Origin of the sequence: Streptomyces sp. NPDC091280 (assembly GCF_044768565.1) — a bacterium.
Classification (GTDB): Bacteria; Actinomycetota; Actinomycetes; order Streptomycetales; family Streptomycetaceae; genus Streptomyces.
This window is the reverse complement of sequence record NZ_JBIVUZ010000011.1, coordinates 183032-209454: the sequence shown is the minus strand read 5'-3', so window position 1 is coordinate 209454 and position 26423 is coordinate 183032. Positions and strand designations below refer to the sequence as shown.

The 26423-nt window shown below is 70.8% G+C and carries 23 protein-coding genes; 9 read left to right on the top strand and 14 right to left on the bottom strand.

Going from position 1 to position 26423, the window contains the following annotated elements; all coding sequences use genetic code 11:
• Window positions 1-63: 63 nt before the first annotated feature.
• Window positions 64-756: a uracil-DNA glycosylase gene (locus ACIQPR_RS31610; RefSeq protein WP_403655187.1), complete on the bottom strand. Its 693-nt coding sequence runs from the start codon at window positions 754-756 to the stop codon at window positions 64-66.
• 128 nt (window positions 757-884) lie between these two features.
• Here ACIQPR_RS31610 and ACIQPR_RS31605 point away from each other — a divergent pair, with 128 nt between their 5' ends.
• A complete protein-coding gene (locus ACIQPR_RS31605; protein WP_403655185.1) occupies window positions 885-1499 on the top strand; it encodes an RNA-binding S4 domain-containing protein in 615 nt (204 codons plus the stop codon).
• Between the two features lie 16 nt (window positions 1500-1515).
• Here the strand turns inward: ACIQPR_RS31605 and ACIQPR_RS31600 are convergent, their stop codons facing one another.
• From ACIQPR_RS31600 to ACIQPR_RS31590, 3 genes are all read right to left on the bottom strand, one after another.
• The gene (locus ACIQPR_RS31600) at window positions 1516-1968 is read right to left on the bottom strand and encodes a DoxX family protein (protein ID WP_403655183.1); all 453 of its coding nucleotides are present in this window, start codon (window positions 1966-1968) and stop codon (window positions 1516-1518) included.
• Between the two features lie 108 nt (window positions 1969-2076).
• Window positions 2077-2757 (bottom strand): class I SAM-dependent methyltransferase, encoded by a 681-nt coding sequence (locus ACIQPR_RS31595; RefSeq protein ID WP_403655642.1) that lies wholly within the window; start codon window positions 2755-2757, stop codon window positions 2077-2079.
• Between the two features lie 174 nt (window positions 2758-2931).
• Complete coding sequence (locus tag ACIQPR_RS31590) at window positions 2932-3846, bottom strand: acyltransferase domain-containing protein (RefSeq protein ID WP_403655181.1); 915 nt, start codon at window positions 3844-3846, stop codon at window positions 2932-2934.
• Between the two features lie 86 nt (window positions 3847-3932).
• Here ACIQPR_RS31590 and ACIQPR_RS31585 point away from each other — a divergent pair, with 86 nt between their 5' ends.
• Window positions 3933-4199, top strand: a complete 267-nt coding sequence (locus ACIQPR_RS31585; protein WP_403655179.1) for a DUF6343 family protein — start codon at window positions 3933-3935, stop codon at window positions 4197-4199.
• A 43-nt stretch (window positions 4200-4242) separates the two neighbouring features.
• On the opposite strand, the gene ACIQPR_RS31580 is transcribed toward ACIQPR_RS31585, so the two are convergent.
• From ACIQPR_RS31580 to rpsA, 5 genes are all read right to left on the bottom strand, one after another.
• Window positions 4243-4623 (bottom strand): tetratricopeptide repeat protein, encoded by a 381-nt coding sequence (locus ACIQPR_RS31580; RefSeq protein ID WP_019067641.1) that lies wholly within the window; start codon window positions 4621-4623, stop codon window positions 4243-4245.
• Window positions 4624-4673: 50 nt separating this feature from the next.
• On the bottom strand, window positions 4674-5294 hold the full coding sequence (coaE, locus tag ACIQPR_RS31575) for a dephospho-CoA kinase (protein ID WP_403655177.1): 621 nt from the start codon (window positions 5292-5294) through the stop codon (window positions 4674-4676).
• A 92-nt stretch (window positions 5295-5386) separates the two neighbouring features.
• A complete protein-coding gene (locus tag ACIQPR_RS31570) occupies window positions 5387-6325 on the bottom strand; it encodes a PAC2 family protein (protein WP_403655175.1) in 939 nt (312 codons plus the stop codon).
• A gap of 135 nt (window positions 6326-6460) precedes the next feature.
• A complete protein-coding gene (locus ACIQPR_RS31565) occupies window positions 6461-7987 on the bottom strand; it encodes a flavin monoamine oxidase family protein (protein WP_403655640.1) in 1527 nt (508 codons plus the stop codon).
• A gap of 239 nt (window positions 7988-8226) precedes the next feature.
• Entirely contained in the window at window positions 8227-9729 is a 1503-nt protein-coding gene (gene rpsA / locus ACIQPR_RS31560; RefSeq protein ID WP_403655173.1) for a 30S ribosomal protein S1, read from the bottom strand.
• A 390-nt stretch (window positions 9730-10119) separates the two neighbouring features.
• On the opposite strand from rpsA, the gene ACIQPR_RS31555 reads away from it, so the two are divergent.
• The gene (locus ACIQPR_RS31555; protein WP_403655638.1) at window positions 10120-10938 is read left to right on the top strand and encodes a class I SAM-dependent methyltransferase; all 819 of its coding nucleotides are present in this window, start codon (window positions 10120-10122) and stop codon (window positions 10936-10938) included.
• A gap of 70 nt (window positions 10939-11008) precedes the next feature.
• On the top strand, window positions 11009-13522 hold the full coding sequence (gene hrpB, locus ACIQPR_RS31550) for an ATP-dependent helicase HrpB (protein WP_403655171.1): 2514 nt from the start codon (window positions 11009-11011) through the stop codon (window positions 13520-13522).
• Here hrpB and ACIQPR_RS31545 read toward each other — a convergent pair.
• The 3 genes from ACIQPR_RS31545 to ACIQPR_RS31535 form a co-directional block, all read right to left on the bottom strand.
• A complete protein-coding gene (locus tag ACIQPR_RS31545; protein ID WP_403655169.1) occupies window positions 13512-14504 on the bottom strand; it encodes a DUF3068 domain-containing protein in 993 nt (330 codons plus the stop codon). The two genes, hrpB and ACIQPR_RS31545, sit on opposite strands and share 11 nt — an antisense overlap.
• Window positions 14505-14569: 65 nt before the next feature.
• Window positions 14570-14704 carry an SPW_0924 family protein gene (locus ACIQPR_RS31540; RefSeq protein WP_403655167.1) on the bottom strand — a complete coding sequence of 45 codons (135 nt, stop codon included), beginning with the start codon at window positions 14702-14704 and terminating at the stop codon, window positions 14570-14572.
• A 165-nt stretch (window positions 14705-14869) separates the two neighbouring features.
• Complete coding sequence (locus ACIQPR_RS31535; RefSeq protein WP_403655165.1) at window positions 14870-16612, bottom strand: lytic transglycosylase domain-containing protein; 1743 nt, start codon at window positions 16610-16612, stop codon at window positions 14870-14872.
• Window positions 16613-16869: 257 nt separating this feature from the next.
• On the opposite strand from ACIQPR_RS31535, the gene ACIQPR_RS31530 reads away from it, so the two are divergent.
• Window positions 16870-17724 (top strand): DUF4184 family protein, encoded by an 855-nt coding sequence (locus ACIQPR_RS31530; RefSeq protein WP_403655163.1) that lies wholly within the window; start codon window positions 16870-16872, stop codon window positions 17722-17724.
• Here the strand turns inward: ACIQPR_RS31530 and ACIQPR_RS31525 are convergent.
• Window positions 17687-18094 carry a hypothetical protein gene (locus tag ACIQPR_RS31525; RefSeq protein WP_403655161.1) on the bottom strand — a complete coding sequence of 136 codons (408 nt, stop codon included), beginning with the start codon at window positions 18092-18094 and terminating at the stop codon, window positions 17687-17689. The genes ACIQPR_RS31530 and ACIQPR_RS31525 overlap by 38 nt on opposite strands.
• 228 nt (window positions 18095-18322) lie before the next feature.
• Window positions 18323-21049 (bottom strand): DNA polymerase I, encoded by a 2727-nt coding sequence (gene polA / locus ACIQPR_RS31520; RefSeq protein WP_403655160.1) that lies wholly within the window; start codon window positions 21047-21049, stop codon window positions 18323-18325.
• Between the two features lie 238 nt (window positions 21050-21287).
• Here polA and ACIQPR_RS31515 point away from each other — a divergent pair, with 238 nt between their 5' ends.
• From ACIQPR_RS31515 to ACIQPR_RS31500, 4 genes are all read left to right on the top strand, one after another.
• Window positions 21288-23567, top strand: a complete 2280-nt coding sequence (locus ACIQPR_RS31515; RefSeq protein ID WP_403655159.1) for an FdhF/YdeP family oxidoreductase — start codon at window positions 21288-21290, stop codon at window positions 23565-23567.
• Window positions 23568-23629: 62 nt separating this feature from the next.
• On the top strand, window positions 23630-24118 hold the full coding sequence (locus tag ACIQPR_RS31510) for a hotdog fold thioesterase (RefSeq protein WP_403655158.1): 489 nt from the start codon (window positions 23630-23632) through the stop codon (window positions 24116-24118).
• A gap of 115 nt (window positions 24119-24233) precedes the next feature.
• Window positions 24234-24905 (top strand): hypothetical protein, encoded by a 672-nt coding sequence (locus tag ACIQPR_RS31505; protein WP_403655156.1) that lies wholly within the window; start codon window positions 24234-24236, stop codon window positions 24903-24905.
• Window positions 24906-25127: 222 nt separating this feature from the next.
• Window positions 25128-26345 (top strand): branched-chain amino acid ABC transporter substrate-binding protein, encoded by a 1218-nt coding sequence (locus tag ACIQPR_RS31500; protein ID WP_403655636.1) that lies wholly within the window; start codon window positions 25128-25130, stop codon window positions 26343-26345.
• Window positions 26346-26423 lie beyond the last annotated feature (78 nt).

The window sequence follows — 26423 nt, the reverse complement described above, 5'->3', positions numbered from 1 at the left end:
GCAGCGGTATCGGCATCGGCATCGGCATCACGACCGCCGTCGCCGCGAACCCCCCGCCACCCGTTACGGCGCGGTCGGCAGCCCCGCCGCCCCGGCCGCCGTGCGCAGCACGTCCCGCAGCATCTCGGGGGTGAGCTTCCCGGTGAACGTGTTGCGCTGACTGACGTGGAAGCAGCCGAAGAGGTCGAGGCCGTCGAGCGGCACCCGCACCCCGTGCCCGAACACCGGTCGCGGCCTCGGCACGGCCCATCCCGCCGCCGCGAACGCGGGCAGCGCGGCCTGCCAGCCGAAGCCGCCCAGCACGATCACGGCCTTCAACGTCGGCCGCAGCAGCGTCAGTTCGTCGACGAGCCAGGAACGGCAGGTGTCCCGCTCCTCAGGAGTGGGCTTGTTCTCGGGCGGTGCGCAACGCACCGGCGAGGTGATGCGCACCCCGTACAGCTCCAGGCCGTCGTCCACGCTCACTGCGGTCGGCTGCGAGGCGAGCCCCACGTCGTACAGGGCCTCGTACAGCACGTCCCCGGAACGATCGCCCGTGAACATACGACCGGTTCGATTCGCTCCGTGCGCGGCCGGGGCGAGGCCGATGATCAGCAGGGGCGCGTCGGCGGGGCCGAAGCCGGGTACCGGGCGGCCCCAGTACGTCCAGTCGGCGAAGGCCGCGCGTTTGGTGCGGGCGACCTCCTCACGCCAGGCGACCAGCCGGGGACAGGCCCGGCAGCCGGTGATCCCGCGATCGAGGTCGGACAGGTTCATCCCCTCACCGTACGGGCTCCGACGCGGCCAGCACCGAGCACCGAGGAGCACGGTCACGGGGACCAGCAGTGCCGACAACTGCCGGGCAACAGCCATGCCCGCCGTCGCCCGGGGACTAAAATCGGCGCATGGCTTCCCAGGGCGTGCACGAGAGCGACGCGGGTGACATGGGTGACGTGGGTAGCGCAGACGACACCGGCGGCGAGACCCACGACCGTCGCCCCGCACCCGAACCGCGCGGCGACGCCGTGGCCGCCGCCCGGGCCGCCGGTCCCTCGAACGGCGAGAGCGTCCGTGTCGACAGTTGGATCTGGTCCGTCCGCCTGGTCAAGACCCGCTCCATGGGCGCCGCCGCCTGCAAGGGCGGCCACGTCCGCGTCAACGGCGAGCGGGTGAAGCCCGCCCACTCCGTCCACGTCGGCGACGAGGTACGCCTGCGCCACGAGGGCCGGGAACGCGTGGTCGTCGTGAAGCAGGTCATCCGCAAGCGGGTCGGTGCCCCCGTCGCCGTCCAGTGCTACGTCGACAACTCCCCGCCACCCCCGCCCCGCGAGGCGGTCGCCCCGGCCGGCATCCGTGACCGCGGCACCGGCCGCCCCACCAAGCGCGACCGCCGCGAGATGGAACGACTGCTCGGCGTCCCCGGCACCGGAGCCGCTCCCGAGGCCCGCCGGGACACCCACCGGGACGCTCGCGGCGACCAACGCCGGGGCGCGCAACGGGGTGCGCAACGGGACACGTAACGGGGCCGCGCTCGGCTCACGCCCGTCGTCGGAGCAGCCTCAGCAGTTCCGTGTTCTGTCCCCGCCGGGCCCAGGCGATCAGGGCGAGCGGAACGATCAGGATCACCGGTGTCGCCGCGTTCTGACCATGGAACGCGGTCAGCTGCACGATGAACGCGCCCACCATCAGCGCGCCGAGCGCCGTCGCCGCCACCGACTGGAGGAGCGGAACCAACAGGGCGACCGCTCCGGCCAGTTCGAGCGCGCCGATGGTGTACATGGCCCCGCTCCCCCAGCCGATCTTGTCGAAGGACTCCACGGCCGCCGAGTTCGCGATCAGCTTGGGCAGCGCGCTCGCGATGCCGTAGAACAGGGCGAGCAGCACCTGGAGGACGCGCAGCGCGATCCGGGCACGGCGTCCGCGGGCGGTTTCGGAGGTGGCGGGAGCGGAAGTGGAAGCGGCGGTGGTCGAGGCAACGGTCTGGGACATGGGGTTCTCCTGAGCTGGGCGGTCCGTATCGCTGTCGTAGGGGTAGACCGGCCCCGCCTCGGGAACTCATCGCCGCCGTACGGGATTTCACGCCCGTCCGTCCGTCAGTCAGTCCATCGGCACCGCCCGCACCCATATCCGGTCCGGTGTGAGATAGCTGTCCACCTTCAGTCCCGCCTCGGTCAGCGCCTCCTCGAACTGGCCCTGGGTCAGCGGTCGGCTGTGAATCGTCTGCGTCCAGGTCGTGTCCGGGAACTCATAGGTCACGTGCACCGAATTCACCCCGTCCCCGACCGGCTCCACCGACACGACTCGGACGGTGAAGCCACTGGGGTCGACCCGCTCGCGTGGCACGTTCGCGTGGAAGTCCTCGCCCTCGCGCTGGATCAGCACACAGCCGCCCGCCGCCACGTGCCGGGCACATGCGCTCAGCAGTCCTCGCCGCACCTCGATGTCTCCGGTGTGCACCAGGAACGACGCGAGCATCACGACATCGAACGTCTCGCCCAGGTCCAGGTCCTCGATCGCACTGCGTATCGTGCGGGCGCCCCGGACCCGCTCCAGCATCTCGGCGGACTCGTCGACCGCCGTGACCTTGAATCCGCGCTCCAGGAGGGGGTGGGTCACCCGTCCCACCCCGCTGCCCAGCTCCAGGATGCGCGCGCCCGCCGGCACCGCCGCGGCGACGATGTCCGGCTCCTCGCCGACCGGCAGCCGTGCGTAGAACTCCACCGCGCAGCCGTCAGGCGTGATCACCCCAGGCCCTGTCCCCTCGTGCCCCGCACGCATTTCGCTTCGCATGCCCGTCAAACGGTCCGCGCCCGCACGCCCGTTCCCGACTCGCACTGGTTCACCCGTACGAGTCAATTCGCCTTGGAACGGGAACACTTGGCGCTGCGCCGGCACCGGCACCGGCTCCTGCCCCAGCCCGGTCCCGGCCCCAGCCGCGGCCCCTGCCCCGGCTCAGAGCGGGAACCACCCGTGCCCGATGTACCAGTGCCCGCCCGCCCGCAGATGATCACCGACGGCCCGCTCCACGGACGTGCGCCGGGGCAGGGTCGCCACCGGCAGATCGGAGTTGCCGAACACGAACTGGACGGGATCGCCGTCGGCCGGTTCGGTGTCGTCGTAGGCCACCCGGAACCGTTCCTGGAAGTGGACGATGTTCGAGTCGGCCGGCAGGTGCTGCTTCAACTGCCGGTCCAGCAGCCAGGAGTGGCAGACCGCGACCGCGTGGCCCTCCTCGGGGAAGTGCCGGGCGAAGAACGGGCGGGCCAGTTCCAGTGAGCGGTCGCAGGCGGTCGGTGAGAGCGGTCCTTGGAAGTCGGGGATGTGCAGGTTCAGGCAGGGCGACCCCGGCTCGACGTCCAGCCCGGCCGCCATGAGCGCCCGCGCGGTGCGCTCCCCGAGCCGCGCTCGTTCGTACTGAAGTCGCCCCAGTTGGTACAGCTCGCCGCGGAAGTGCGGGACGAGCCACTGCGGGATCGGGACGCCTCCCCCGCCGTACCGTCTGTGGTGCACGGCGATGTTGCGGCCCAGGTCGGCGAGGGTGTGCCGGGAGACGTCGGCGGGGATGCCGCGTGCGCGGTGGTACGCGCGCGTGGCGGGCAGTGCGGCGGCGAACACGTACACGGAGAAGTAGGCGCCGATCTCCGGCGGGGCCTCGGGCAGCCGGGCGAGGAGCAGCTCGGTGAGCCGGGTCCAGTGGCCGTGCTCCCCGATGTCCTTCACCAGTGCCTCGACGCACTCCTCCAGGAGCCGCATCGCGTCAGGGGTGCGCGCCAACACCCGGCGCAGTCGGACCAGTTCGTTGATGTCCTCGTGGGGTACGGCGAGGTCGAGCAGGATCTCGGGCAGTTCCTCGGCGTCCGGCAGCACAGTGCGTTTCCCCTCCCTGTCGGGTCTCCTACCTGTGGAGAACGTCCGACCCGAAGAGTACGTTTCAAGGAGGAGTAGTGATCCTGATGCGTACGGGCAGTGAGCCGACGACCGCGCGCAGTCCGCTGCGGGCGCGGTTCTGGCTGAGCGTGTGGGGCCTGGTCTGGACGATCTTCGGCACGGCCGCGTTCGCGCTCGCCGGGCGTCCCGGCTGGGCGGCGGCCTGCGGGGTGCTGTGGCTGGTCGTCACGATCGACATGACCATGATCCTCAGACATATGCGCCAAGGCCCGCACTACCAGCCGGGCCCCGACGTCCCGCCGTACCGGCCGCCGGAGCACCGCCACCCCTGACCGCACTCGCGGGAGACGCCCGCCCGGCACTCACGGGAGACGCCTACCCGTCGAAGCGGGCCGCCTTCAGGTACTGCGGCTGGGGGTCGAGCGCGGCGGCCAGCCGGAAGTGGCGTTTGGCCTGGTCGGCGCGTCCTTGGCGCTCGTAGGTACGGGCCAGCGCGAAGTGCGCGAACGCGTTGTCCGGCTCCCGCTCCAGGACGATGGTGAACTCCAGCTCGGCGGGGCGCAGTTGCGCGGCGGCGAAGAAGGCACGGGCGCGCAGCAGGCGTGCGGCGGTGTTCTCGGGGTGCGCGTCGATGACGTTGTCGAGCAGCTTCACCGCGCCCCGCGGGTCCCGCGCGGCGAGCAGTTGCTCGGCGGCGCGGAAGTCGATGACATGCGTCTCCGGAGTACGTCCGGTCGTTCCGCTGTTCTCGGGCACGGCGAATTCCTTCCCTCGCTCGGACGTTTCAACGCCCGGTGGAAGGCCCGCTATTCCTGGGGTGGCTGCTGGGGCGCGTGCGCCCTGCGGACGAGTTCGGCCCATACGTCCTGTACGCGCCGTTCCAGCGCCTCCAGGGGTACGTCGTTGTCGATGACGATGTCCGCGATGGCGAGCCGCTTCTCGCGCGTCGCCTGGGCGGCCATCCGCGCGCGGGCGTCCTCCTCGGTCATGCCGCGCAGCCGTACCAGCCGGTCGAGCTGGGTCTCGGGGCTCGCGTCGACGACGATCACGAGGTCGTAGAGCGCGGCGAGGGCGTTCTCGGCGAGGAGGGGTACGTCGTGGATGACCACGGCGTCGTCGGCGGCCTCGGTTTCGAGCTCCCGGGAGCGGCGGCCCACCAGCGGGTGGACGATCGAGTTGAGGACGGCCAGCCGCTCGGGGTCGGCGAAGACGATGGTGCCCAGCTTGGGGCGGTCGAGGCCGCCGTCCGCACCGAGCACGCCCTCGCCGAAGGCCTCGACGACCGCCGTGAGGCCGGGAGTTCCCGGCGCCACGACCTCGCGCGCGATGCGGTCGGCGTCGATCAGTACGGCGCCGTACCCGACGAGCAGCCGCGACACTTCACTCTTACCGGCACCGATGCCCCCGGTGAGGCCGACCTTCAGCATGGACAGAAGCCTACGGCCTGTCACTGACAGGCCGTCCGGCGACCTTCGACCGGCGACGCGCGACCGGCAACGCGCGACCGCCGACGTGTCCGTCAGGTGTCGCCCTCGCGCTCCGCCAGGAAGCGCTCGAACTCCTGCCCGATTTCGTCCGCCGAGGGGATCTCGACCGGCTCGGCGAGCATGTTGCCGCGGCTCTCGGCGCCCGCGGCGGCGTCGTACTGGTGTTCCAGGCCCTGGACCAGCGCCACCAGTTCCTCGTCGCCCTCCTGGATCTGCCGGTCGATCTCGGTCTGGGTGCGGTGGGCCTCGGTGCGCAGGGCGTGCGCGATGCCCGGCAGGACCAGTCCGGTGCCCGCCGTGATGCCCTCCAGGACGGTCAGGGCCGCGTCCGGGTACGGGGAGCGGGCGATGTAGTGCGGGACGTGCGCGGCGACGCCCAGGACGTCGTGGCCGGCCTCCATGAGGCGGTACTCGACGAGCGCCTCGGCGCTGCCGGGGACCTGTGCCTCGTCGAAGGGGCTGCGGTGGCCCGGGACCAGGTCGGTGCGGTTGCCGTGCGGGGTCAGGCCCACCGGGCGGGTGTGCGGGACGCCCATGGGGATGCCGTGGAAGTTCACCGACAGGCGGACGCCGAGGCGCTCCACGATCTGCTGGACGGCCAGGGCGAAGCGCTCCCACTCCACGTCCGGCTCGGGGCCGGAGAGCAGCAGGAAGGGCGCTCCGGTGGCGTCCTGGACCAGCCGTACGTCGAGGGTGGGCTCCTCGTAGTCGGTCCACCGGTCGCGCTTGAAGGTGAGCAGCGGGCGGCGGGCGCGGTAGTCCACGAGCCGGTCGTGGTCGAATCTGGCCACGACCTGGTGGGGCAGCGTGTCGAGCAGTCGTTCGACGATCTGGTCGCCCGTTTCGCCCGCGTCGATGTATCCGTCGAAGTGGTAGAGCATGACCAGACCGGCCGACTCCTGAGCGAGCGCCATGTCGACGACGGCCAGGCCCTTCGGCTCCCATGCGTACAAACCCTGCGGATCAAGCACTGTGACCGCTCCTCCTCGTGTTCGTACTGCACAACGCCCTCCAGGGCATGGGCATTCCCGCCCATGCCCCTGATCAGGCACCTCTTACGGGCTTTTCATGCGCCGCGCCCCCGTGTCACCAGGAGGGCGCCCACGTCACGAGGACAGCACGCGCGCGTGGAGCGCGGTCACGGCCCTGCGGGCGGAGGAGAACGCGCCGTGCTGCCAGGCGTCGGTGTAGCTGAGCCAGTCGCCGGCGAAGTGAACGCGTCCCGTGGGTTCGGTGAGCGGCTTGTAGCGGATGTCGTCGGGGCCGCCCGGGGTGTCGTGCCACGCGGCCTCCAGGTGGGGCGTCTGACGCCAGTGGTGGGAGAAGGACGACGCTAGTTCGCTGCGGTACTTCTCGCCGTAGATCTTCACGCCCGCGGCCACCGCCCGCGCTTCACGCCCCTTCGGGGAGAGCTTCGCGTACGAGTCCGCGTCGTCGTCGTAGTTGTAGTACCCGATCAGGACGCCCCGCTCACCGTGGAAGCCGTACGAAGGGTGCCAGATGTGGGTGACGTCCTGGTCGGTCTCGGTGATGCCGCCGTAGATCCGGTGGTCGAGTTCCCACCAGCGGGACGTGTACTCCAGGCCGATCTTGGCGGCGGACGACGGGGTGATCGCCTCCAGGGCGGTCTGGACGCCGGTGCCGAGGTTGTGCGGGATCCTGGCGAGGATGTTCGGCGGCAGGGCGCCGACGCAGTAGTCGGCCTCGACCACCTTGGTGCGGCCTCCCTGGGTGTAGGTGACCGAAACGCCACTCCCCTTGTCGGTGATTTTCGAGACGACCGCTCCGGTGCGGATGCGGTGGGCGCCGATCGCCCGGGTCAGCGCCTTCGGTATCTGGTCCATGCCGCCGACCGGCTGGAACATCAACATGGCCTGGTCGAAGCCGAATTCGAAGGAGAAGTAGCGGCCGACACCGCTGGCGAGGACGTCGGAGGCGCTGGGTACGTCGCCGAGCAGCACCCCGGGGGTGCCCGCGGCGGCCGGTACGGTCGTGTATCCGCGCCGCTCACCGCCCGTGTACGTCAGTGTGTCGCCGAGCTCGCCCCAGTCCTTCAGGAACTCGACCAGCCGCTCCTGGTCGGCGGTGGTCAACTCCTTGTCCAGGGCGCCCTTGTCGGTGGCCTTGGCGAGCAACTCCGAGACATGGCCGTAGACATCGGCCTTGGCGGTGCGGTAGCGCTCGGGCCCTGTCATCCCGGCGGACTCGTTGTAGATGTAGGCGTCCGCGTTGACGTTCGTGAACACCTGGATGGGGACGCCGAGTTCACGGCAGTAGTCGAGGGTGACCATCCACTGCGGGATCCGCGCGGGACCGCAGTTCATGTAGTGCCCGTCGGCGAAACGGGCGGTCTGCCGGTTGCCGTAGAGGTCGGTCGTCGTGTCGCCGCCGCGGACGGTGAAGTTGCGGCCCCCGGTACGGTCCCTGGCCTCCAGGACCGTACAGTCGTAGCCGGCCTTGCCCAGTTCGTACGCCGTGGTCAGTCCGGCGATGCCGCCGCCGACGACGACGATCTTGGCGGCGCCGCGTCCGGTGAGCGTGAAGTCGCTCGCGTTCAGGGCGCGGAAGGGCCGCTCCCGCTGGGCGGCCTGCGCGGTGGGGGCGAGCCCGAGGGCCCCCATGGTGGCGAACATCGTGCCCGCGCCACCGGTGAGGCCCACGTTCCGCAGAAAAGCGCGTCGGCTCTGGTTGCTTGCCATGGTCCGGCTCCCCTCTCCGATCATGAATGACCGGGGAAGCGTGCCAACGGCCGGTTACGGCACGGCAGTTGCTGACGTGTCCCGCGCGTTTCTGCAAGCCCGAGGAAACGGCTGAGGGGCCGCACCCCGAAAGGTACGGCCCCTCAGCTCAAGAGCTACTGCTCAGTGGGCGTTCAGCTCTGCCCACCGGCCAGCTTCTCGCGCAGCGCGGCGAGCGCCTCGTCGGAAGCCAGCGCACCGGAGGTGTCCGCACCCTCGGAGGAGTACGAACCGCCACCGCCGGCGGCGGCCGGAGCCGCACCCGGGGTGTCGACACCCTCGGCCGCCGCCTGGGCGTCGGCCTCGCGGGACTTGATGACCTGAGCCTGGTGCTGCTCGAAGCGCTGCTGCGCCTCGGCGTACTGGTTCTCCCAGACCTCGCGCTGGGCCTCGAAGCCTTCCAGCCAGTCGTTGGTCTCGGGGTCGAAGCCCTCGGGGTAGATGTAGTTGCCCTGGTCGTCGTAGGACGCGGCCATGCCGTAGAGCGTCGGGTCGAACTCGACCGAGGCCGGGTCGGCACCGAAGGACTCGTTGGCCTGCTTCAGGGACAGCGAGATCCGGCGACGCTCAAGGTCGATGTCGATGACCTTGACGAAGATCTCGTCGTTGACCTGGACGACCTGCTCCGGGATCTCCACGTGGCGCTCGGCCAGCTCGGAGATGTGCACCAGACCCTCGATGCCCTCGTCCACGCGGACGAACGCACCGAACGGAACCAGCTTCGTGACCTTGCCGGGCACGACCTGGCCGATCTGGTGGGTGCGGGCAAACTGCTGCCACGGGTCTTCCTGGGTCGCCTTCAGCGACAGGGAGACGCGCTCGCGGTCCATGTCGACGTCGAGGACCTCGACGGTGACTTCCTGGCCGACCTCGACAACCTCGGAGGGGTGGTCGATGTGCTTCCAGGACAGCTCGGAGACGTGGACCAGACCGTCGACGCCACCCAGGTCCACGAAGGCACCGAAGTTGACGATCGAGGAGACCACGCCGGAGCGGACCTGACCCTTCTGGAGGGTCGTGAGGAAGGTCTGACGGACCTCGGACTGGGTCTGCTCCAGCCAGGCACGGCGGGACAGGACCACGTTGTTGCGGTTCTTGTCCAGCTCGATGATCTTGGCTTCGAGCTCCTTGCCCACGTAGGGCTGGAGGTCGCGGACGCGACGCATCTCGACCAGGGAGGCCGGCAGGAAGCCACGGAGGCCGATGTCGAGGATGAGACCACCCTTGACGACCTCGATGACGGTACCGGTGACGATGCCGTCCTCTTCCTTGATCTTCTCGATGGTGCCCCAGGCGCGCTCGTACTGGGCGCGCTTCTTCGAGAGGATCAGGCGGCCTTCCTTGTCCTCCTTCTGGAGAACAAGGGCCTCGATCTCGTCGCCGACCTTGACGACCTCGTTCGGGTCGACGTCATGCTTGATCGAGAGCTCGCGGCTCGGGATGACACCTTCGGTCTTGTAACCGATGTCGAGCAGGACCTCGTCCCGGTCGACCTTCACGATGACGCCGTCGACGATGTCGCCGTCGTTGAAGTACTTGATCGTCTCGTCGATCGCGGCGAGGAAGGCTTCCTCGTTACCGATGTCGTTGACCGCTACCTGCGGGGTGGTGGCGGTGGTCTCGGTGCTGCTCGTCATGTGGGAAAGGGCTCCGGTACGGACATTGAAGTCGTAGGTACTGCTCACGCCGGGAGCCTTTTTCGCATCGCTCTGCAGAAGGCCGGACAGCCAAGGAAGCGCCGATCCGGAACACCAGGTGTCCGGTGGCGCCTCGAAAACCGAGGGGACATACATACAGATGCGAGCGCAACCTGCTACGTCTGAGGTGCGCAGGCCCGCAGCGCAACTTGTAGCATACGGGGGCAGCCGGACAGGGTCAATGCGCGAAGGCGCACACCCGGGGCGGATCGCCGCATACCCGGCACAAAACGTGTCCCGCGAGGCCACGCAGGCCTGACACACCCCTTCAGTGACGCCGCCGGGGCAGCCGCACCGTAGAGGTGACGGAAGAGTACGACGAGGGAGCCGATCATCCAAGAGCCCGATGCGTTCGAACCGGAAGCCACCCGGCGTGACGCCGACGTCACCGAGAGTTCCCGCGCCAACCGGGGCTGGTGGGACCGCAACGCGGACGACTACCAGGTCGAACACGGCACCTTCCTCGGCGACGACCGGTTCGTGTGGGGCCCCGAGGGCCTCGACGAAGTGGAGGCCGAACTCCTCGGCCCGCCCGAGGAACTGAAGGGCAAGGACGTCCTGGAGATCGGCGCCGGCGCGGCCCAGTGCTCGCGCTGGCTGACCGCCCAGGGTGCCCGTCCGGTGGCCCTCGACCTCTCGCACCGCCAGCTCCAGCACGCGCTGCGGATCGGCGGATCGTTCCCTCTGGTGTGCGCCGACGCGGGCGCGCTGCCCTTCGCGGACGCATCCTTCGACCTGGCGTGCTCGGCCTACGGGGCGCTGCCGTTCGTCGCCGACCCCGCCCTGGTGCTGCGCGAGGTGCACCGGGTGCTGCGCCCCGGCGGCCGGTTCGTCTTCTCGGCCACGCACCCGATCCGCTGGGCGTTCCCCGACGAGCCGGGCCCCGAGGGACTCACGGTCTCGGCCTCCTACTTCGACCGCACTCCGTACGTCGAGCAGGACGACGACGGCCGCGCGGTCTACGTCGAGCACCACCGCACCCTCGGCGACCGCGTCCGCGACATCGTGGCGTCCGGCCTGCGCCTGGTGGACGTGGTCGAGCCGGAGTGGCCGTCCTGGAACACCGCCGAGTGGGGCGGCTGGTCGCCCCTGCGCGGCAACCTGATCCCGGGCACGGCCATCTACGTCTGCGAACGCGACCGCAACTGACCGAGCCCCGCCGCGAACAAGGGGCACGCGCGCGTAGGGGCCGTTCCGGCGGTCGTACGACACTGGGGGCGTGATCCGCTACGACGCCCTCGACGCGCTGCCCGTCCGCAGTGCCCTGCCCGGACTCGACGCCGCCCTGGACGCGGGCGGCGCCGCGGTGCTCGTCGCGCCGCCCGGCACCGGCAAGACGACGCTGGTACCGCTCGCGCTGGCCGGGCTGCTCGACGAGGGGCGGCCCGTACGGCGCGTGGTCGTCGCCGAGCCGCGGCGGATCGCGGCGCGGGCCGCGGCCCGGCGGATGGCGTGGCTGCTGGGCGAGCGGGTCGGGGAGAGCGTCGGCTACACCGTGCGCGGTGAGCGGATCGTGGGACGGCACGCGCGCGTGGAGGTCGTCACGACCGGAGTGCTGCTCCAACGCCTGCAACGGGACCAGGAGTTGGCGGGCGTCGACGCCGTGGTCCTGGACGAGTGCCACGAGCGGCACCTGGACGCGGACACCGCGGCGGCCTTCCTGGTCGACGTACGGGAGGCGCTGCGGCCCGAGTTGCGGCTGCTCGCGGCGTCCGCGACCACCGACGCGCAGGGCTGGGCCCGGCTGTTGGGGGACGCGCCGGTGGTCGAGGCGGAGGGCGTCGCGTACCCGGTGGGGGTCGTGTGGACGCCTCCGGTACGGCCGGTACGGCCGCCGCACGGGATGCGGGTGGATCCGGCGCTGCTCACCCACGTCGCGTCGGTGGTGCGGCGGGCGCTGTCGGATCGGGACGGGGACGTGCTGTGCTTCCTGCCCGGCGTGGGCGAGATCGCCCGTGTCGCCGGGCAGTTGGGGGACCTCGGGGACATCGAGCTGCTCCAGGTGCACGGGCGGGCACCGGCCGCCGTGCAGGACGCGGTGCTCTCCCCGGGGGCGCGGCGGCGGGTGGTGCTGGCGACGTCCGTGGCGGAGTCCTCGCTGACGGTTCCCGGGGTCCGGGTGGTCGTGGACTCCGGGTTGGCCCGGGAGCCGCGGGTCGATCACGCGCGCGGGCTCAGCGCGTTGACGACCGTACGGGCCTCGCAGGCGGCCGGGCGGCAGCGGGCGGGGCGGGCCGGACGGGAGGCGCCGGGGGTGGTGTACCGGTGCTGGGCGGAGGCCGAGGACGCGCGTCTGCCGCGTTTTCCGGCGCCGGAGATCAAGGTGGCCGACCTGACGGCGTTCGCCCTTCAGGCGGCGTGCTGGGGGGATCCCGGGGCGTCGGGGCTGGCGTTGCTCGACGCGCCTCCTTCCGGGGCCATGGCGGCGGCTCGGGCTGTGCTGGCCGCGGTGGGCGCGGTGGACTCCGCCGGGCGGGCCACGGACCGGGGCGTGCGGCTGGCTCGGCTGGGGTTGCATCCCCGGCTGGGACGGGCGCTGTTGGACACGGGCGCGGCGGGTGCGGAGGTCGTCGCACTACTCAGCGAGGAGGCTCCGCGGGAGTACGGCGACGATCTCGCGTCCGCCGTGCGGCGCGCCCGGCGTGGGGGTGACGCCTATGCCGGGCGGTGGCGTGCGGAGGTCCGGCGGCTGCGGGCCGTGGGGGCGGAGATGTCCGACGAGCCCACCCGTCACAGCGCTCCAGAAGTGAACGGCACGAGCGACGACGCCCTCGCCGGCCTCGTCGCCGCCCTCGCCTACCCCGAGCGGGTCGCCAAGGCCGACGGCGGTTCCTGTCTCCTCGTCTCCGGCACCCGTGCCGAGCTACGCGACGGCAGCCCCCTCCGCGGCGCCCCCTGGATCGCCGTCGCCGCGGCGGACCGGCCCGTCGGCAAGGGGCACGCGCGCGTGCAGCTCGGTGCCGTCGTCGACGAGGACGTCGCCCGGTTCGCGGCGCGGGCGCTGCTCAGCGAGGCGGACGAGGTGCACTGGGCCGACGGTGACGTCGTGGCCCGGCGCGTCGAGCGGCTGGGGGCCGTCGAGTTGGCGGTTCGGCCGCTGAAGGACGCCGACCCCGTGGCCGTACGGGACGCGCTGGTCGACGGGTTGCGGCAGGAGGGGTTCGGGCTGTTGCGGTGGTCGGCCGATGCCCGGCTGCTGCGGCAGCGGCTCGCGTTCCTGTGGCTGCGTGTCGGGGCGCCCTGGCCCGATGTGTCGGACGACGCGCTGCACGCGCGCGTGGACGAGTGGCTGGAGCCCGAGTTGGGGCGGGCCCGGCGGCGGAGCGACCTGGGGCGGATCGAGGCGGGGCAGGCGCTCCAGAGACTGCTGCCGTGGGCCTCCGGGGAGGCCGGGCGGCTCGGTGAGCTGGCGCCGGAGCGGATCGCCGTACCGAGTGGGTCCATGATCCGGATCGACTACGGGAACCCCGAACAGCCCGTGCTCGCCGTGAAGTTGCAGGAGATGTTCGGGCTCCAGGAGTCGCCGGAACTCGCGGGGGTGCCGGTGCTGGTGCATCTGCTGTCTCCGGCCGGGCGGCCCGCCGCCGTGACCGCCGATCTCGCGTCCTTCTGGAAGGACGGGTACCGGGACGTGCGGGCCGAGTTGCGGGGGCGGTATCCGAAGCACCCGTGGCCCGAGGACCCGTCGACCGCCGAGGCCACGCGGTTCACCAACGCGCGGCTCAGGCGGTGACGGGTTCGGGTTCCTGGACCTCGGCGGGGGCAGGGTCTCCGGGACGCCTGCTGCGGGCCTCCAGGTAGAGGGAGAGCGCGAGCAGGAGGATGCCGAGGGTCAGGAAGCCCCAGGGGAGGTAGGAGACCAGCAGCAGGACGAGGGTGCGGTTGGACTTCACCAGGGCGACGGTGTGCTTGATGTAGTCCTCGCGCATCTTCACGTCGCCGGCGAACGCCGTGACCTTCGCGCGACCGCCCAGGAGGGTGCCGCCGCGCAGTTCCTCCTTGTGGATCTCCTCGCCGTAGACCGGTGCCCCGGTGACGGGTTCGACCCAGAACCTGCGGACCGTGGTGTACCAGCGGGTGGTGCCCGTCTTGGCGACGGACTCCGGGGTGATGCCCTTGACCGGCATCGTCTTGGGGAAGGGGACCTTGGTCCAGGGGATGGTCTGCTCGAAGTAGTAGACCTTGACGCCGCGGAAGTCCTGGGTGCCCTTGTAGTGGATGGGGTTGGTGGTGCGGGTCTGCGCGTCGAAGTACTCGTAGTCCCGTTTCTGGGTCAGGAACGGGAACTTGAACTCGATGCCGTCCCGCTTCACCGGGTCGCCGTCGACCATCTCGCCGGTGGCGTGGACGGGCTCCTGGGTGTGCGCGTCGAAGATGTAGCGCTCGGGGATCGAGGAGACCATCTTGCCGTCGGGGCCCTGGACGTAGGACAGGCCGTCCCAGACGACGACGTCCCGGCCCGCGGTCTTGTCGATCTTCTTGGCGGCCTCGACGTTGCCCTTGAGGGTCTGCACGATGGTGACCTTGGGGACCGTCTTGGCCTGCATGGTGCCGTAGTCGAGGAGGGTGGCGTTCTTCGCCTCCAGGACCACGGCCTGGTACTGGTTCGCCGGGATCTTGGCCAGGCGCGGGAAGGCGTACCAGCGCAGCAGCGGGGACAGCGCCGTGAAGAACACGGCGAGGGCGAGCAGGATCAGGCTGGCCTTGCGGCGCATCTCGGCCTCCATCCCGGGCGGTTGAACGCTTGCGCAAAGGCTTGCGTAAACGCTTGCGCAATCGTTTACGGATGCGCGGGCACTGTCGTCAGCAGCGGTTTCGGGGAGGTCTTCCCCATCGGCGAGCCCAACGCGGTGATGGTCAGGATCAGCGCGAAGGCGAGCACCAGTCCGGTCGCGGCGGCGATCAGGGCACGCATGACGGGCCTCCCGGCGGACAGGAACTGATAGGTCGTCAGGTCGGGCACCGTAGCAACGCGCGGGCGAGATGAGAACACGTCGCACACGTATGGGAGGACGACACGGCGAGGGCGCCCGTCCGCCGAAGCGGAGGGGCGCCCTTGTCGCGGGGTGGTGCGGCCGTACTAGGCGCTCGGCGAGGCCGAAGTGCTCGGGTCGGCCGACGTGCTGGGGCTGGGGCTCGGGCTGGGCGAGGAGGTGTCGGTCGCCGCGGCCACGGTCAGTTCGACCGTGAGGGTCGCGCCGCCGGTGGTGGTGATGCGGAGCAGGAAGGTGCCGGTGGTGTCGTCCGCGTACAGCTTCGGCAGCTTCAGGAGGCCATCCGCGTCCGTGGCCAGGCCGGTGAGGGTGCGGACGGTCTTGCCGTCGGCGTCCTTGAAGTAGGGGCCCTTGTCGTTCTCGGTGGCGTCGTCGGCCGCCTTGATGAGGGTCGCGGTGGCCGCGACCTTGCCGGCGACCGCGCCGCCATTGGTGGCCTTCACCTCGACCTGGTCGGCGAACTCGCCGCCCGGGGTGCAGGTCAGCGCGGTGGTGCTGGTGCGCACGAGGGTGTCGGCGACCCGGGGCGTGACGCTCGCCGTGTAGTCGAGGGCGGTGATCGCACGGCCCAGGAGCGTGGCGCGGACGGTGAAGTCACCGGTGGTCTCGCCGGCCTGGAGGGCCGGGGCGACGGCGACACCGGAGGCGTTGGTGGAGACCAGGGCGACCTGCTCGCCGCCCGCGAACGTGGCGTCCGTGGTCCCCACGATCGTGAACCGGATCCTGACCTTGGCGACGCCCTTGCCGGCCGAGTCCTGGGCGCGGGTGCTGATGTTCTTGGTGAACGCGTCGCCCGCCGTGGCGGTGAGCTTCGCCGTGCCCGCGTCCGCCAGCTTGGCCACCGTGTCGGTGGGGGTGGGCGTGGGCGTCGGCGTGGAAGGAGTGCTCGGCGTGGCCGGAGTGGTCGGTTTGGCCGGGGTGCTCGGCGTGGCCGGCGTGGACGGGGTCGACGGCGACTCCGAAGGCGTGGAACCGGCGCTGGAGCCGTCGTCGCTGCGGTTCGAGGGCAGGCTGCCCGTGCCGTCCGGGACCGAGTGGGTGCCCTTGCGGTAGAACTCCAGCCACGACAGGACCGTGTTGAGGTAGTCCGTCGAGTTGTTGTAGCTGAGGATCGCGCTGCGCAGGCCCGCGTCGGTCGACAGGTTCCAGTTGTTGCGGCACAGGTAGTGCCCGGCGGCGAGCGCCGCGTCGTAGACGTTGTTGGGGTCCTTGACCCCGTCGCCGTTGCCGTCGCGGCCCGCCCAGGCCCAGGTGGACGGGATGAACTGCATCGGCCCGACGGCCTGGTCGTACTCGCTGTTGCCGTCGTACTTGCCGTTGTCGGTGTCCCGGATGAGCGCGAAGCCGTTGCCGTCGAGCGCGGGGCCGAGGATCTTGGAGGTCGTGGTGCCGTTCGCGTCGACCTGGCCGCCGCGCGCCTGGCCCGACTCCACCTTGCCGATGGCGGCGAGGAGTTGCCAGGGCAGGTTGCAGCCGGGCTTGGAGCCGGCGAGTTCGGCCTCGGCCTTCTTGTAGGCGTCCAGGACGGTCGCGGGGATGCCCGCCTCGGCCGCGCCCACCGAGACCGGGGTCCCTATGGAGGGCGACTGGCTGGGGCTGGGGAGCGGGCTGCTGAGCGGCGGGAGGTCGGTGTAGTACGGCGAGTCCCCGGTGGCGCTGCGACCGGTGCTCGCGTCGCTTCCTTCGGGCACGGTCCGGCCGGCGGGGAGCGTTCTGTGGTCGCCGGTCGCCGCCGGAGCCTGGGACGCGGACAGTGCCGCGACCGCTGCCGCGGCCACCGCTGTCGTCGCCGCCCCCTTGCGCAGCCGCTTGCCGAAATGCGCCGTCATGGAGTGAACCCCTCCCAGGGACGCGCGAGCGCCCGCCTTCTCTGTTGCCTCTGCGCCTGTTGTGACGGTCGAGCCGCCCCGCAGGTTGCCCTCGTGGTGGTTATCGGATGGTGTGTACTTGTTCTCCGTCTCCGCCCGCCGGCGGGCCCCGCGTGGGGGCCCAGGCGACCCTACGACAACTTGCTTTGCACGGGCACCCGTTGGTGGCCGTTATTCACCACCTGGCCATATGCCGATGACTCCTACGGGGAGCCCTGTTGCCGTTCACTTTGAGTCATGCCGCCGCCGTACTGCCCGCCGTGCGCGGCGACGGCCGGGGGCGCGGCCGGCTGGTACCGGCGGTGCTGGTGGCGGGTTCCTTCGCCCCCGACATGACCTACTACGCGGCGAGCGCGGTCCCCGGGGCGATGGAGTTCGGGAACGTCACGCACTCCTTCCCGGGCGTCCTCACGGTCGACGTCCTCATCACCTGGACGACGGTCGCCCTGTGGCTGCTGCTGCGCGAACCCCTGGTGGCCCTCCTCCCCCGCGCCCGTCGGCCCCGGACGGCGACCCTGCTGCGCTGCGGAACGCCACGCGCGCGTGCCACCCCGTCACTGGCCGCGTGGTGGTACGTCTCGGCGGTCCTCGGCGGCCTGACCCATGTCGTGTGGGACGCGTTCACCCACCATGACCGGTGGGGCGTACGGCTGTTCCCCGTCCTCGACCGCGTGGTGGGCGGCAGACCCCTGTTCTCGGCTCTCCAGTACGGCAGTTCGGCGGTCGGCGCCCTGCTGATCGCCGCGTTCGTGGTGCGTGCGCTACGACGGACTCCGGCCGCCGGGCCCGTGGGGGTGCCGGAGTTGTCGGTACGGGACCGGTGGGCGGCCGGTGCCGTCATCGGCGGCTGCGCGCTGGTGGCGGCGTTGGAACGGGCGTCGCACTGGTGGGCCTACTGGGGTTCGACGGCGACCGCCTGGGACCTGATCCCGACCCTGTGCTTCGGCGCGGGCGCCGGGCTGGTCCTGGGCGTGCTGCTGTACGCCGTGGGCGTCCGTGTGTGGCGCCCGGTGGCCTCCGGGGTGTCCGACGAGGTCAGCGCGGACCGGAGCCGTCCGACGGGGTCGCGATGAACACCGTCATGGTGTGCGCGGCATGTGACCTCGGCAGCCGGGCGAGCACGAGGTCCAGGTAGCCGCGCCCCAGCTCCGCCCACAGCCGCCACACGGGCGTGCCGGTGGGCGTGGTGGCCGGCCCCTGCGGGTGTCTGGCCTGTTCTCGGGGGTCGAGGGCCGTGTCGTCCCGGAACGTGAGGCGGCTCCGAAGCCCCTCGGCCGTGTGCCGGACGGCCATGGCGAGGTCGGCGGGGATGCGGGCGGTGCTTGCGCCGGCGGCGAGGGCCGGGACCGGCCGGCGGGGCGTGACCGGTGCGGCGGCGGCGCCCGCCGCCCGCGCCTGCGTCCGTGCCCGGCCCGACCGGCGATGGAGCATGCGTATACCCATGCCCGCATCCTTACGGTCTCCGGGCGCGGGGGGCGCCTTCGCGGGGGCCACGCGGGTGACGGGGCAGGCCGGGGGTCGGGCGGGGCCTTGCGAGGATCGGGCGGGGGCCCTGCGGGGGCTGTACGGGGCTTTTCTGTCGCCGGGGTGGGGAAGCGCGCGCGGCGGAGAGTCGGCTCCGACCGAGTGGGATGGCTCGACCGGGACAGCCCTCCGCCGCACCGCCGCGGGCTAGTGTGCCGCCGACTCCCAGTCCGGCCCCGCTCCCACCGAGACGTCCAGCGGTGCCCGGAGATGCACCGCGCCCGCCATCTCGTGGCGGACCAGCTCCTCCGTGGCCGCTCGTTCGCCGGGGGCGATCTCCAGGACGATTTCGTCGTGGACCTGGAGGAGCATGCGGGACTTCAGGCCGGCCTCGCGCAGGGCGGTGTCGACCTTGAGCATGGCCATCTTGACGATGTCCGCCGCGGTGCCCTGGATGGGTGCGTTGAGGGCCATCCGCTCGGCGGCCTCACGGCGTTGGCGGTTGTCGCTGTTGAGGTCGGGGAGGTAGCGGCGGCGGCCGAAGAGGGTCGCCGTGTAGCCCGTGGCCCGCGCCTCGTCGACCGCGCGGCGCAGATAGTCCCGTACCCCGCCGAAGCGCTCGAAGTAGGTGTCCATCAGGACCCGTGCCTCGCCCGCGTCGATGTTCAGCTGCTGGGAGAGGCCGAAGGCGGACAGGCCGTAGGCGAGGCCGTACGACATCGCCTTGATCTTGCGGCGCATCTCCGCGTCGACCTTGGAGCCCTCGACGGAGAACACCTGCGAGGCGACCGTGGTGTGCAGGTCCTCGCCCGAGGTGAAGGCCTCCAACAGGCCCTCGTCCTCGGAGAGATGGGCCATCACGCGCAGTTCGATCTGGCTGTAGTCCGCGGTCATGAGGGATTCGAAGCCCTCGCCGACGACGAAGCCCCTGCGGATCGCGCGGCCCTCGTCCGTGCGGACCGGGATGTTCTGGAGGTTCGGGTCGGTGGAGGAGAGACGGCCGGTCGCGGCGACCGTCTGGTTGAACGTGGTGTGGATCCGGCCGTCCGCCGCGACCGTCTTGATCAGGCCCTCGACGGTGACGCGCAGCTTCGCCTGTTCGCGGTGGCGGAGCATGATGACCGGCAGTTCGTTGTCCGTCTGGTTGGCGAGCCAGGCCAGGGCGTCGGCGTCGGTGGTGTAGCCGGTCTTCGTCTTCTTGGTCTTGGGCAGGCCGAGTTCGCCGAAGAGGACTTCCTGGAGCTGCTTGGGCGAGCCGAGGTTGAACTCGTGTCCGGCCGCCGCGTGCGCCTCCTTCACCGCCTGCTGCACGGCTCCGGCGAACATCTGCTCCATGGCTTCGAGGTGCGCCCTGTCGGCCGCGATGCCGTACCGCTCCAGGCGGGCGAGCAGGATCGAGGTGGGCAGCTCCATGTCCCGCAGGAGGTCCGTGGCACCGACCTCCTGGAGGCGCTCCCCGAAGGCGTCCCCCAAGTCGAGGATCGCGCGGGCCTGCACCATCAGGGCGTCCGCCTCGGCGCCGTCCTCCGCGCCGAAGGCCAGCTGGCCGTCGGCGGTGGCGGCGGGGGCCAGCTCGCGGCCGAGGTACTCCAGGGACAGCGCGTCCAGGTCGAAGGAGCGGCGGCCGGGCTTGACCAGGTAGGCGGCGAGCGCGGTGTCCATGGTGATGCCGGCGATGTCCCAGCCGTGCTCGGCGAAGACCCGCATGGCGCCCTTGGCGTTGTGGAACACCTTGGGGCGGTCGACGTCGGCCAGCCAGGCCGCGAACGCGTTCTCGTCGCTCTCGTCCAGCTCGGCCGGGTCGAACCAGGCGGCCGGTCCCCCGGCGGTGGCGAGCGCGACCTCGGTGACCGAGCCGGAGCCGAGGGTCCAGGTGTCGACGGTGGCGACACCGAGGGGTTCCGTGCCGTAGTCGGCGAGCCAGCCGGTGAGTTCACCGGTGGCGAGGACCGAGCCGTCGACCGCCACTCCGCTCTCGGCGGGCGGGGCCGCGTCGGCCTCCTCGCTGCCCGGGTCGACGGCCAGCAGCCGTTCGCGCAGCGAGGGGTTGCGGATCTCCAGGGTGTCGAGGACCATCGCGACGGCCGTGCGGTCGTAGGGGGCGCGCTCCAGGTCGACGACCGTCCTGGGCAGTTCGACGTCCTTGACCATCTCGGTCAGGCGGCGGTTGAGCTTGACGGCGTCCAGGTGGTCGCGGAGGTTCTGGCCGGCCTTGCCCTTGACCTCGTCGACGCGCTCGACCAACTCGGCGAAGGAACCGAACTGGTTGATCCACTTCGCGGCGGTCTTCTCGCCGACGCCGGGGATGCCGGGGAGGTTGTCGGACGGGTCGCCGCGCAGGGCGGCGAAGTCGGGGTACTGGGCGGGCGTCAACCCGTACTTCTCGACAACCTTCTCCGGAGTGAACCGGGTCAGCTCGGAGACGCCCTTCGTCGGGTAGAGCACCGTGGTGTGCTCGGACACCAGCTGGAAGGAGTCGCGGTCGCCGGTGACGATCAGGACGTCGAAGCCCTCGGCCTCGGCCTGGGTGGCGAGCGTGGCGATGACGTCGTCGGCCTCGAAGCCGTCGACCGCGAACCGGGAGACGTGCATCGCGTCGAGCAGCTCGCCGATCAGCTCGACCTGGCCCTTGAACTCGTCCGGGGTCTTGGAGCGGTTCGCCTTGTACTCCGTGAACTCCTCGGAGCGCCAGGTCTTGCGGGACACGTCGAAGGCCACCGCGAAGTGCGTGGGCGCCTCGTCACGCAGGGTGTTGGCCAGCATCGACGCGAAGCCGTAGATCGCGTTCGTCGGCTGGCCCGTCGCGGTCGTGAAGTTCTCCGCGGGCAGCGCGAAGAACGCGCGGTAGGCCAGTGAGTGCCCGTCCATCAGCATCAGCCGTGGACGGTCTCCGCCGGAGGTCTTGTCGGTCTTCTTCGATGCTGTCTCTGCCACGACCCCGATCCTGCCACGCCCCACTGACAGTCGGGGTCACGGCCGCCGCGACGGCGTGCGGAGAAGCCGTGCGGAGATGCCGTGCGGGGAAGTCGTGCAGGGAAGTCGTGCGGGGACGGCCTCGGACGTTGTCGGTACGCGGCTTCGGGCGTTGTCGGTACACGGCCTCGGACGTTGTCGGTCCTCCGTGCGAGGATCGGACATGTAGTGCACACGTGCCAGCGAAGGAGGGCCCGCGATGGCCACGAAGCCGCCCCAGGGTGATCCGGTCCAGGACGCGCCGCAGGTCACCGAGCCGAAGCATGCCGCGGCCGGACTGCCGGCGATCGGGCACACGCTGCGCATCGCCCAGCAGCAGATGGGCGTGAAGCGCACCGCGCTGACACTGCTGCGGGTCAATCAGAAGGACGGCTTCGACTGTCCGGGCTGCGCCTGGCCGGAGCCGGACCACCGGCACACGGCGGAGTTCTGCGAGAACGGCGCGAAGGCGGTCGCGGAGGAGGCCACCCTGCGCCGGGTGACCCCCGAGTTCTTCGCCGCGCATCCGGTGGCCGACCTCGCGACGCGCAGCGGCTACTGGCTGGGCCAGCAGGGTCGGCTCACGCACCCCATGTACCTCCCCGAAGGGGCCGAGCACTACGAACCGGTCACCTGGGAGCGGGCGTTCGACATCGTCGCCGAGGAGATCGCCGCCCTCGGCTCGCCGGACGAGGCGCTGTTCTACACCTCGGGCCGCACCAGCAACGAGGCGGCGTTCCTGTACCAGTTGTTCGCGCGGGAGCTCGGCACCAACAATCTGCCGGACTGCTCGAACATGTGCCACGAGTCGTCGGGTTCCGCGCTGAACGAGACGATCGGCATCGGCAAGGGCAGCGTCCTGCTGGAGGACCTCTACCGGGCCGACCTGATCATCGTGGCCGGCCAGAACCCGGGCACCAACCACCCGCGCATGCTGTCCGCGCTGGAGAAGGCCAAGGCCAACGGCGCGAAGATCATCAGCGTCAACCCGCTGCCCGAGGCGGGCCTGGAGAAGTTCAAGAACCCGCAGACCCCGCAGGGCATGCTCAAGGGCGCCGCCCTGACCGACCTGTTCCTCCAGATCCGCATCGGCGGCGACCAGGCCCTCTTCCGCCTCCTGAACAAGCTCATCCTGGAGACGGAGGGCGCGGTCGACCAGGGTTTCGTCGACGAACACACCCACGGCTACGAGGAGTTCGCGAAGGCCGCGCGCGCGGCCGACTGGGACGAGACGCTGCTCGCGACCGGCCTGACCCGCGCGGAGATCGAGCGGACCCTGGAGATGGCGCTCGCCTCCGAACGCACCATCGTGTGCTGGGCGATGGGCCTCACCCAGCACAAGCACTCCGTGCCGACCATCCGCGAGGTCGTCAACTTCCTTCTGCTGCGCGGCAACATCGGCCGCCCGGGCGCGGGCGTGTGCCCGGTGCGCGGCCACAGCAACGTGCAGGGCGACCGCACCATGGGCATCTTCGAGCGCCCGGCGCCCGCCTTCCTGGACGCCCTGGAGAAGGAGTTCGGCTTCGCCCCGCCGCGCGAGCACGGCTACGACGTGGTCGCCGCGATCCGCGCGCTGCGCGACGGCGAGGCGAAGGTGTTCTTCGCGATGGGCGGCAACTTCGTGTCCGCCTCCCCCGACACCGAGGTCACCGAGGCGGCCATGCGGCGCGCCAAGCTCACCGTGCATGTGTCGACGAAGCTGAACCGCTCGCACGTGGTCACCGGCGCGCGCGCCCTGATCCTGCCCACCCTGGGCCGCACCGAGCGCGATCTCCAGGGCGGCGGCGAGCAGTTCGTGACCGTCGAGGACTCCATGGGCATGGTGCACGCCTCGCGCGGCCGGCTGGAGCCCGCGAGCGCCCACCTGTTGTCCGAGCCGGCCATCGTGTGCCGTCTCGCCCGCCGTGTCCTGGGCGCCGAATCCCGCACGCCCTGGGAGGAGTTCGAGAAGGACTACGCGACGATCCGCGACCGGATAGCGCGCGTGATACCAGGCTTCACCGACTTCAACACTCGCGTGGCCCGCCCTGGCGGCTTCGCCCTCCCGCACGCCCCGCGCGACGAACGCCGCTTCCCGACCGCCACCGGCAAGGCCAACTTCACCGCCGCGCCCGTCGAATACCCCGAACTCCCCGAAGGGCGCCTGCTGTTGCAGACGCTGCGCTCGCACGACCAGTACAACACCACGATCTACGGCCTCGACGACCGCTACCGGGGCATCAAGAACGGGCGCCGGGTCGTCATGGTCCACCCCGACGACGCCGCCCGGCTGGGGATAGCCGACGGCTCGTACGTCGACCTGGTCGGCGAGTGGAAGGACGGCGTGGAGCGGCGGGCGCCCGGCTTCCGGGTGGTGCACTACCCGACCGCGCGGGGCTGCGCCGCCGCCTACTACCCCGAGACCAACGTCCTCGTCCCGCTGGACGCCACCGCCGACACCAGCAACACCCCGGCCAGCAAGTCCGTCGTCGTACGTCTGGAACAATCGGCGACCGACTGAGCGTTTGCTCAGCCGACCGTCAGATCCAACCAGCCAGGCGAAGACGAACGGAGTCCGGTCCCATGGGCGAGCAGCAGCGAACGAGGTTCCCGCAGGACGTCATCGACGAGTACTCGGCGCTCGGCGTCGACCTGGTCGCCCTGTTCTCGGCGGGCCACCTCGGCACGCGCATGGGCGTGGACGTCGTGGAGGCGTCCGCGGAGCGCGTCGTCGGCACCATGCCGGTCGAGGGCAACACCCAGCCCTACGGCCTGCTGCACGGCGGCGCGTCCGCCGTACTCGCCGAGACCCTCGGCTCCCTGGGGGCCATGCTGCACGGCGGCAGTTCGAAGATCGCCGTGGGCGTCGACCTGAACTGCACCCACCACCGCGGCGTCCGCTCCGGCCTGGTCACCGGCGTGGCCACACCCGTGCACCGGGGCCGCTCGACGGCGACGTACGAGATCGTGATCAGTGACGAGGAGGGGCGGCGGGTGTGCAGCGCGCGGCTGACCTGTCTGCTGCGGGACGTGAAGCCGGGGGACGGAATCCCCGCGGGCACCGCGAGCTGATCCCACCGCCCCATCGGCCCACCGACCCGTCGGTCTGTCGGGGGCGGCGGTGGGCCGGACCCCGTCTTCCGCACCCCCGTCCGCTCGCCTACCGTTTTCCCATGAGGCTGTCGGCATGAGCGGTATCGGGCCCGTCGAATCCGTCGACTCGCCGGAGACGCACGGGAGTTACGAAGTCATCGGCGGCGATCCGCCCCATCTGACGGACCGTTGGCACAGCCTGTCGCCGCGTGCCCGCAGAGCCGTGCTCGCGGCGGGCTCGGTCCTCGCCCTGGGGGTCGGAGCGCTCCTCCTGCAACCCGTCCACTCCCTCGGGCACAGCGACCCGCGGCCCCCCACACCCTGGCCCGCGAACGTCACCTCCTGGCGCTACGTCGGGCTGGCCCAGACCATCGACTCCCCCACCACGACCGGCTTCTTCCGCTTCGCCGTGTCCGTCGAGCGCGGACCCGCCGTCACCCTGCGCGTCACCGGCGCCGCCTTCGACGGACTCACCGCCCAGGCCGTCCCGGAACCGTCCTTCACCGTGCACACCGGAGCGACCCGCCGCATCACCGTGGAGATATCCGTTTCCGACTGTTCGGGACTGCCCCTGAATGCGGACCTCGCCTTTCTGGACGTAACGCTCCGTAACACGCGCGCAATACAACGCCACAGTTTCATCTTCGGCGCCACCTACTCCAAGGACCTTTCCCAGCTCCTGCACAGGGCTTGCGGCACGACAAACGCCAGGCCAGGCCCACGGCCAAGCGGAAGTGCAGGTTCTCAAAATGTGGACCGCGGCTGAATTCCGCCAAACCGGCCGAGACCCACCTTCCGCGAAGCCCGCCAACCGGCACGTCATAACAAGAAAGTCACAAGCCAGCGCACGACGATGCCCATGCCCACAGACCGGGCTTAGAGTCACGGCCAGTCACCGCTCCATCGGGAGTTCGGTACCAGCGCAGCACCCTCCGCCCCACCCGGGCGACTGTGCCTGCGGAAAGGACAGATTGTGCGACAGCGTTCTCTGGTGATTCTTACCTCCGTACTCACCACCGGAGCTCTGACCCTGACCGCCTGCGGTTCCCGGGACAGCGGCAGTAAGAGTGACAGTGGGTCCACCACCCTGACGATCGGCGTCGACGCTCCCCTGTCCGGTGAGAACTCCACCACCGGCCTCGGCATCCAGTACGGCGTCCAGATCGCCGTCGACGACGCCAACAAGAACAACTGGGTCCCCGGCGTCAAATTCAAGGTCAAGGCCCTGGACGACAAGGCGCAGCCCGCCACCGGCCAGTCCAACGCCACCGCCTTCACCGGCGACAGCAACGTTGTCGGCGCCGTCGGCCCGCTGAACTCCGGCGTCGCCCAGTCGATGCAGCAGGTGTTCGCCTCCGCCAACATGGTCGAGATCTCCCCCTCGAACACCAACCCGGCCCTGACCCAGGGCAAGGACTGGGCGACCACCAAGACGCGGCCCTACAAGACGTACTTCCGCACCGCCACCACCGACGCCCTCCAGGGTGCGTTCGCCGCCGACTACGCGTACAACGGCCTCAAGAAGAAGAAGGCCTTCGTCGTCGACGACAAGCAGACCTACGGCGCCGGCCTGGCCGGGATCTTCAACAGCGCCTTCAAGAAGCTCGGCGGCTCCATCGCGGGCACCGACCACGTCAACACCGGTGACACCGACTTCAGCACTCTCGTCACCAAGATCAAGAACTCCGGCGCCGACCTGCTCTACTACGGCGGCCAGTACGACGAGTCGGAGAAGATCACCAAGCAGCTCAAGGGCGCCGGCGTCAAGATCCCGCTGTTCGGCGGTGACGGCATGTTCGCCACCACCTACATCCAGACCGCCGGCAAGGCCGCGGAGGGCGACCTCGCCACCTCCGTCGGTGTCCCCGCCGACACCCTGCCCGCCGCCAAGCAGTTCATCGCGACCTACAAGGCCAAGGGCTACAAGGGTGACTACGGCGCCTACGGTGCCTACGCCTACGACGCCGCCACCGCCATCATCAAGGCCGTGAAGGCCGTCAAGGACGCCAACAGCGACAAGCTGCCCGCCAGCAACGACCTCCGCTCCAAGGTCGTCGACGCCGTCCAGAAGTCCGACTTCGAGGGCATCTCCGGCAAGGTCGCGTTCGACGAGTACGGCGACACCACCAACAAGCAGCTCACCGTCTACCAGGTCACCAACGGCGCCTGGAAGGCCGTGAAGACCGGCACGTTCAACGGCAGCTGACCTCACCAGCTCCAGCATCACCGCACCACGGGCCGCGCGGGAGGAGGATCCCGACCGCGCGGCCCGTTGTCACACCCC

Bases quoted from the DNA above. Each gene is read 5' to 3' on its own strand.
- ACIQPR_RS31600 (WP_403655183.1), bottom strand. From the start codon at position 1,968: ATGTCCCAGACCGTTGCCTCGACCACCGCCGCTTCCACTTCCGCTCCC.
- ACIQPR_RS31515 (WP_403655159.1), top strand. From the start codon at position 21,288: ATGGCCACGAAGCCGCCCCAGGGTGATCCGGTCCAGGACGCGCCGCAG.
- rpsA (WP_403655173.1), bottom strand. From the start codon at position 9,729: ATGACGAGCAGCACCGAGACCACCGCCACCACCCCGCAGGTAGCGGTC.
- ACIQPR_RS31545 (WP_403655169.1), bottom strand. From the start codon at position 14,504: ATGCGCCGCAAGGCCAGCCTGATCCTGCTCGCCCTCGCCGTGTTCTTC.
- ACIQPR_RS31535 (WP_403655165.1), bottom strand. From the start codon at position 16,612: ATGACGGCGCATTTCGGCAAGCGGCTGCGCAAGGGGGCGGCGACGACA.
- ACIQPR_RS31610 (WP_403655187.1), bottom strand. From the start codon at position 756: ATGAACCTGTCCGACCTCGATCGCGGGATCACCGGCTGCCGGGCCTGT.
- ACIQPR_RS31605 (WP_403655185.1), top strand. From the start codon at position 885: ATGGCTTCCCAGGGCGTGCACGAGAGCGACGCGGGTGACATGGGTGAC.
- ACIQPR_RS31505 (WP_403655156.1), top strand. From the start codon at position 24,234: ATGAGCGGTATCGGGCCCGTCGAATCCGTCGACTCGCCGGAGACGCAC.
- ACIQPR_RS31510 (WP_403655158.1), top strand. From the start codon at position 23,630: ATGGGCGAGCAGCAGCGAACGAGGTTCCCGCAGGACGTCATCGACGAG.
- ACIQPR_RS31585 (WP_403655179.1), top strand. From the start codon at position 3,933: ATGCGTACGGGCAGTGAGCCGACGACCGCGCGCAGTCCGCTGCGGGCG.
- ACIQPR_RS31525 (WP_403655161.1), bottom strand. From the start codon at position 18,094: ATGGGTATACGCATGCTCCATCGCCGGTCGGGCCGGGCACGGACGCAG.
- ACIQPR_RS31565 (WP_403655640.1), bottom strand. From the start codon at position 7,987: ATGTTCGCCACCATGGGGGCCCTCGGGCTCGCCCCCACCGCGCAGGCC.
- ACIQPR_RS31595 (WP_403655642.1), bottom strand. From the start codon at position 2,757: ATGCGTGCGGGGCACGAGGGGACAGGGCCTGGGGTGATCACGCCTGAC.
- coaE (WP_403655177.1), bottom strand. From the start codon at position 5,294: ATGCTGAAGGTCGGCCTCACCGGGGGCATCGGTGCCGGTAAGAGTGAA.
- ACIQPR_RS31540 (WP_403655167.1), bottom strand. From the start codon at position 14,704: ATGCGTGCCCTGATCGCCGCCGCGACCGGACTGGTGCTCGCCTTCGCG.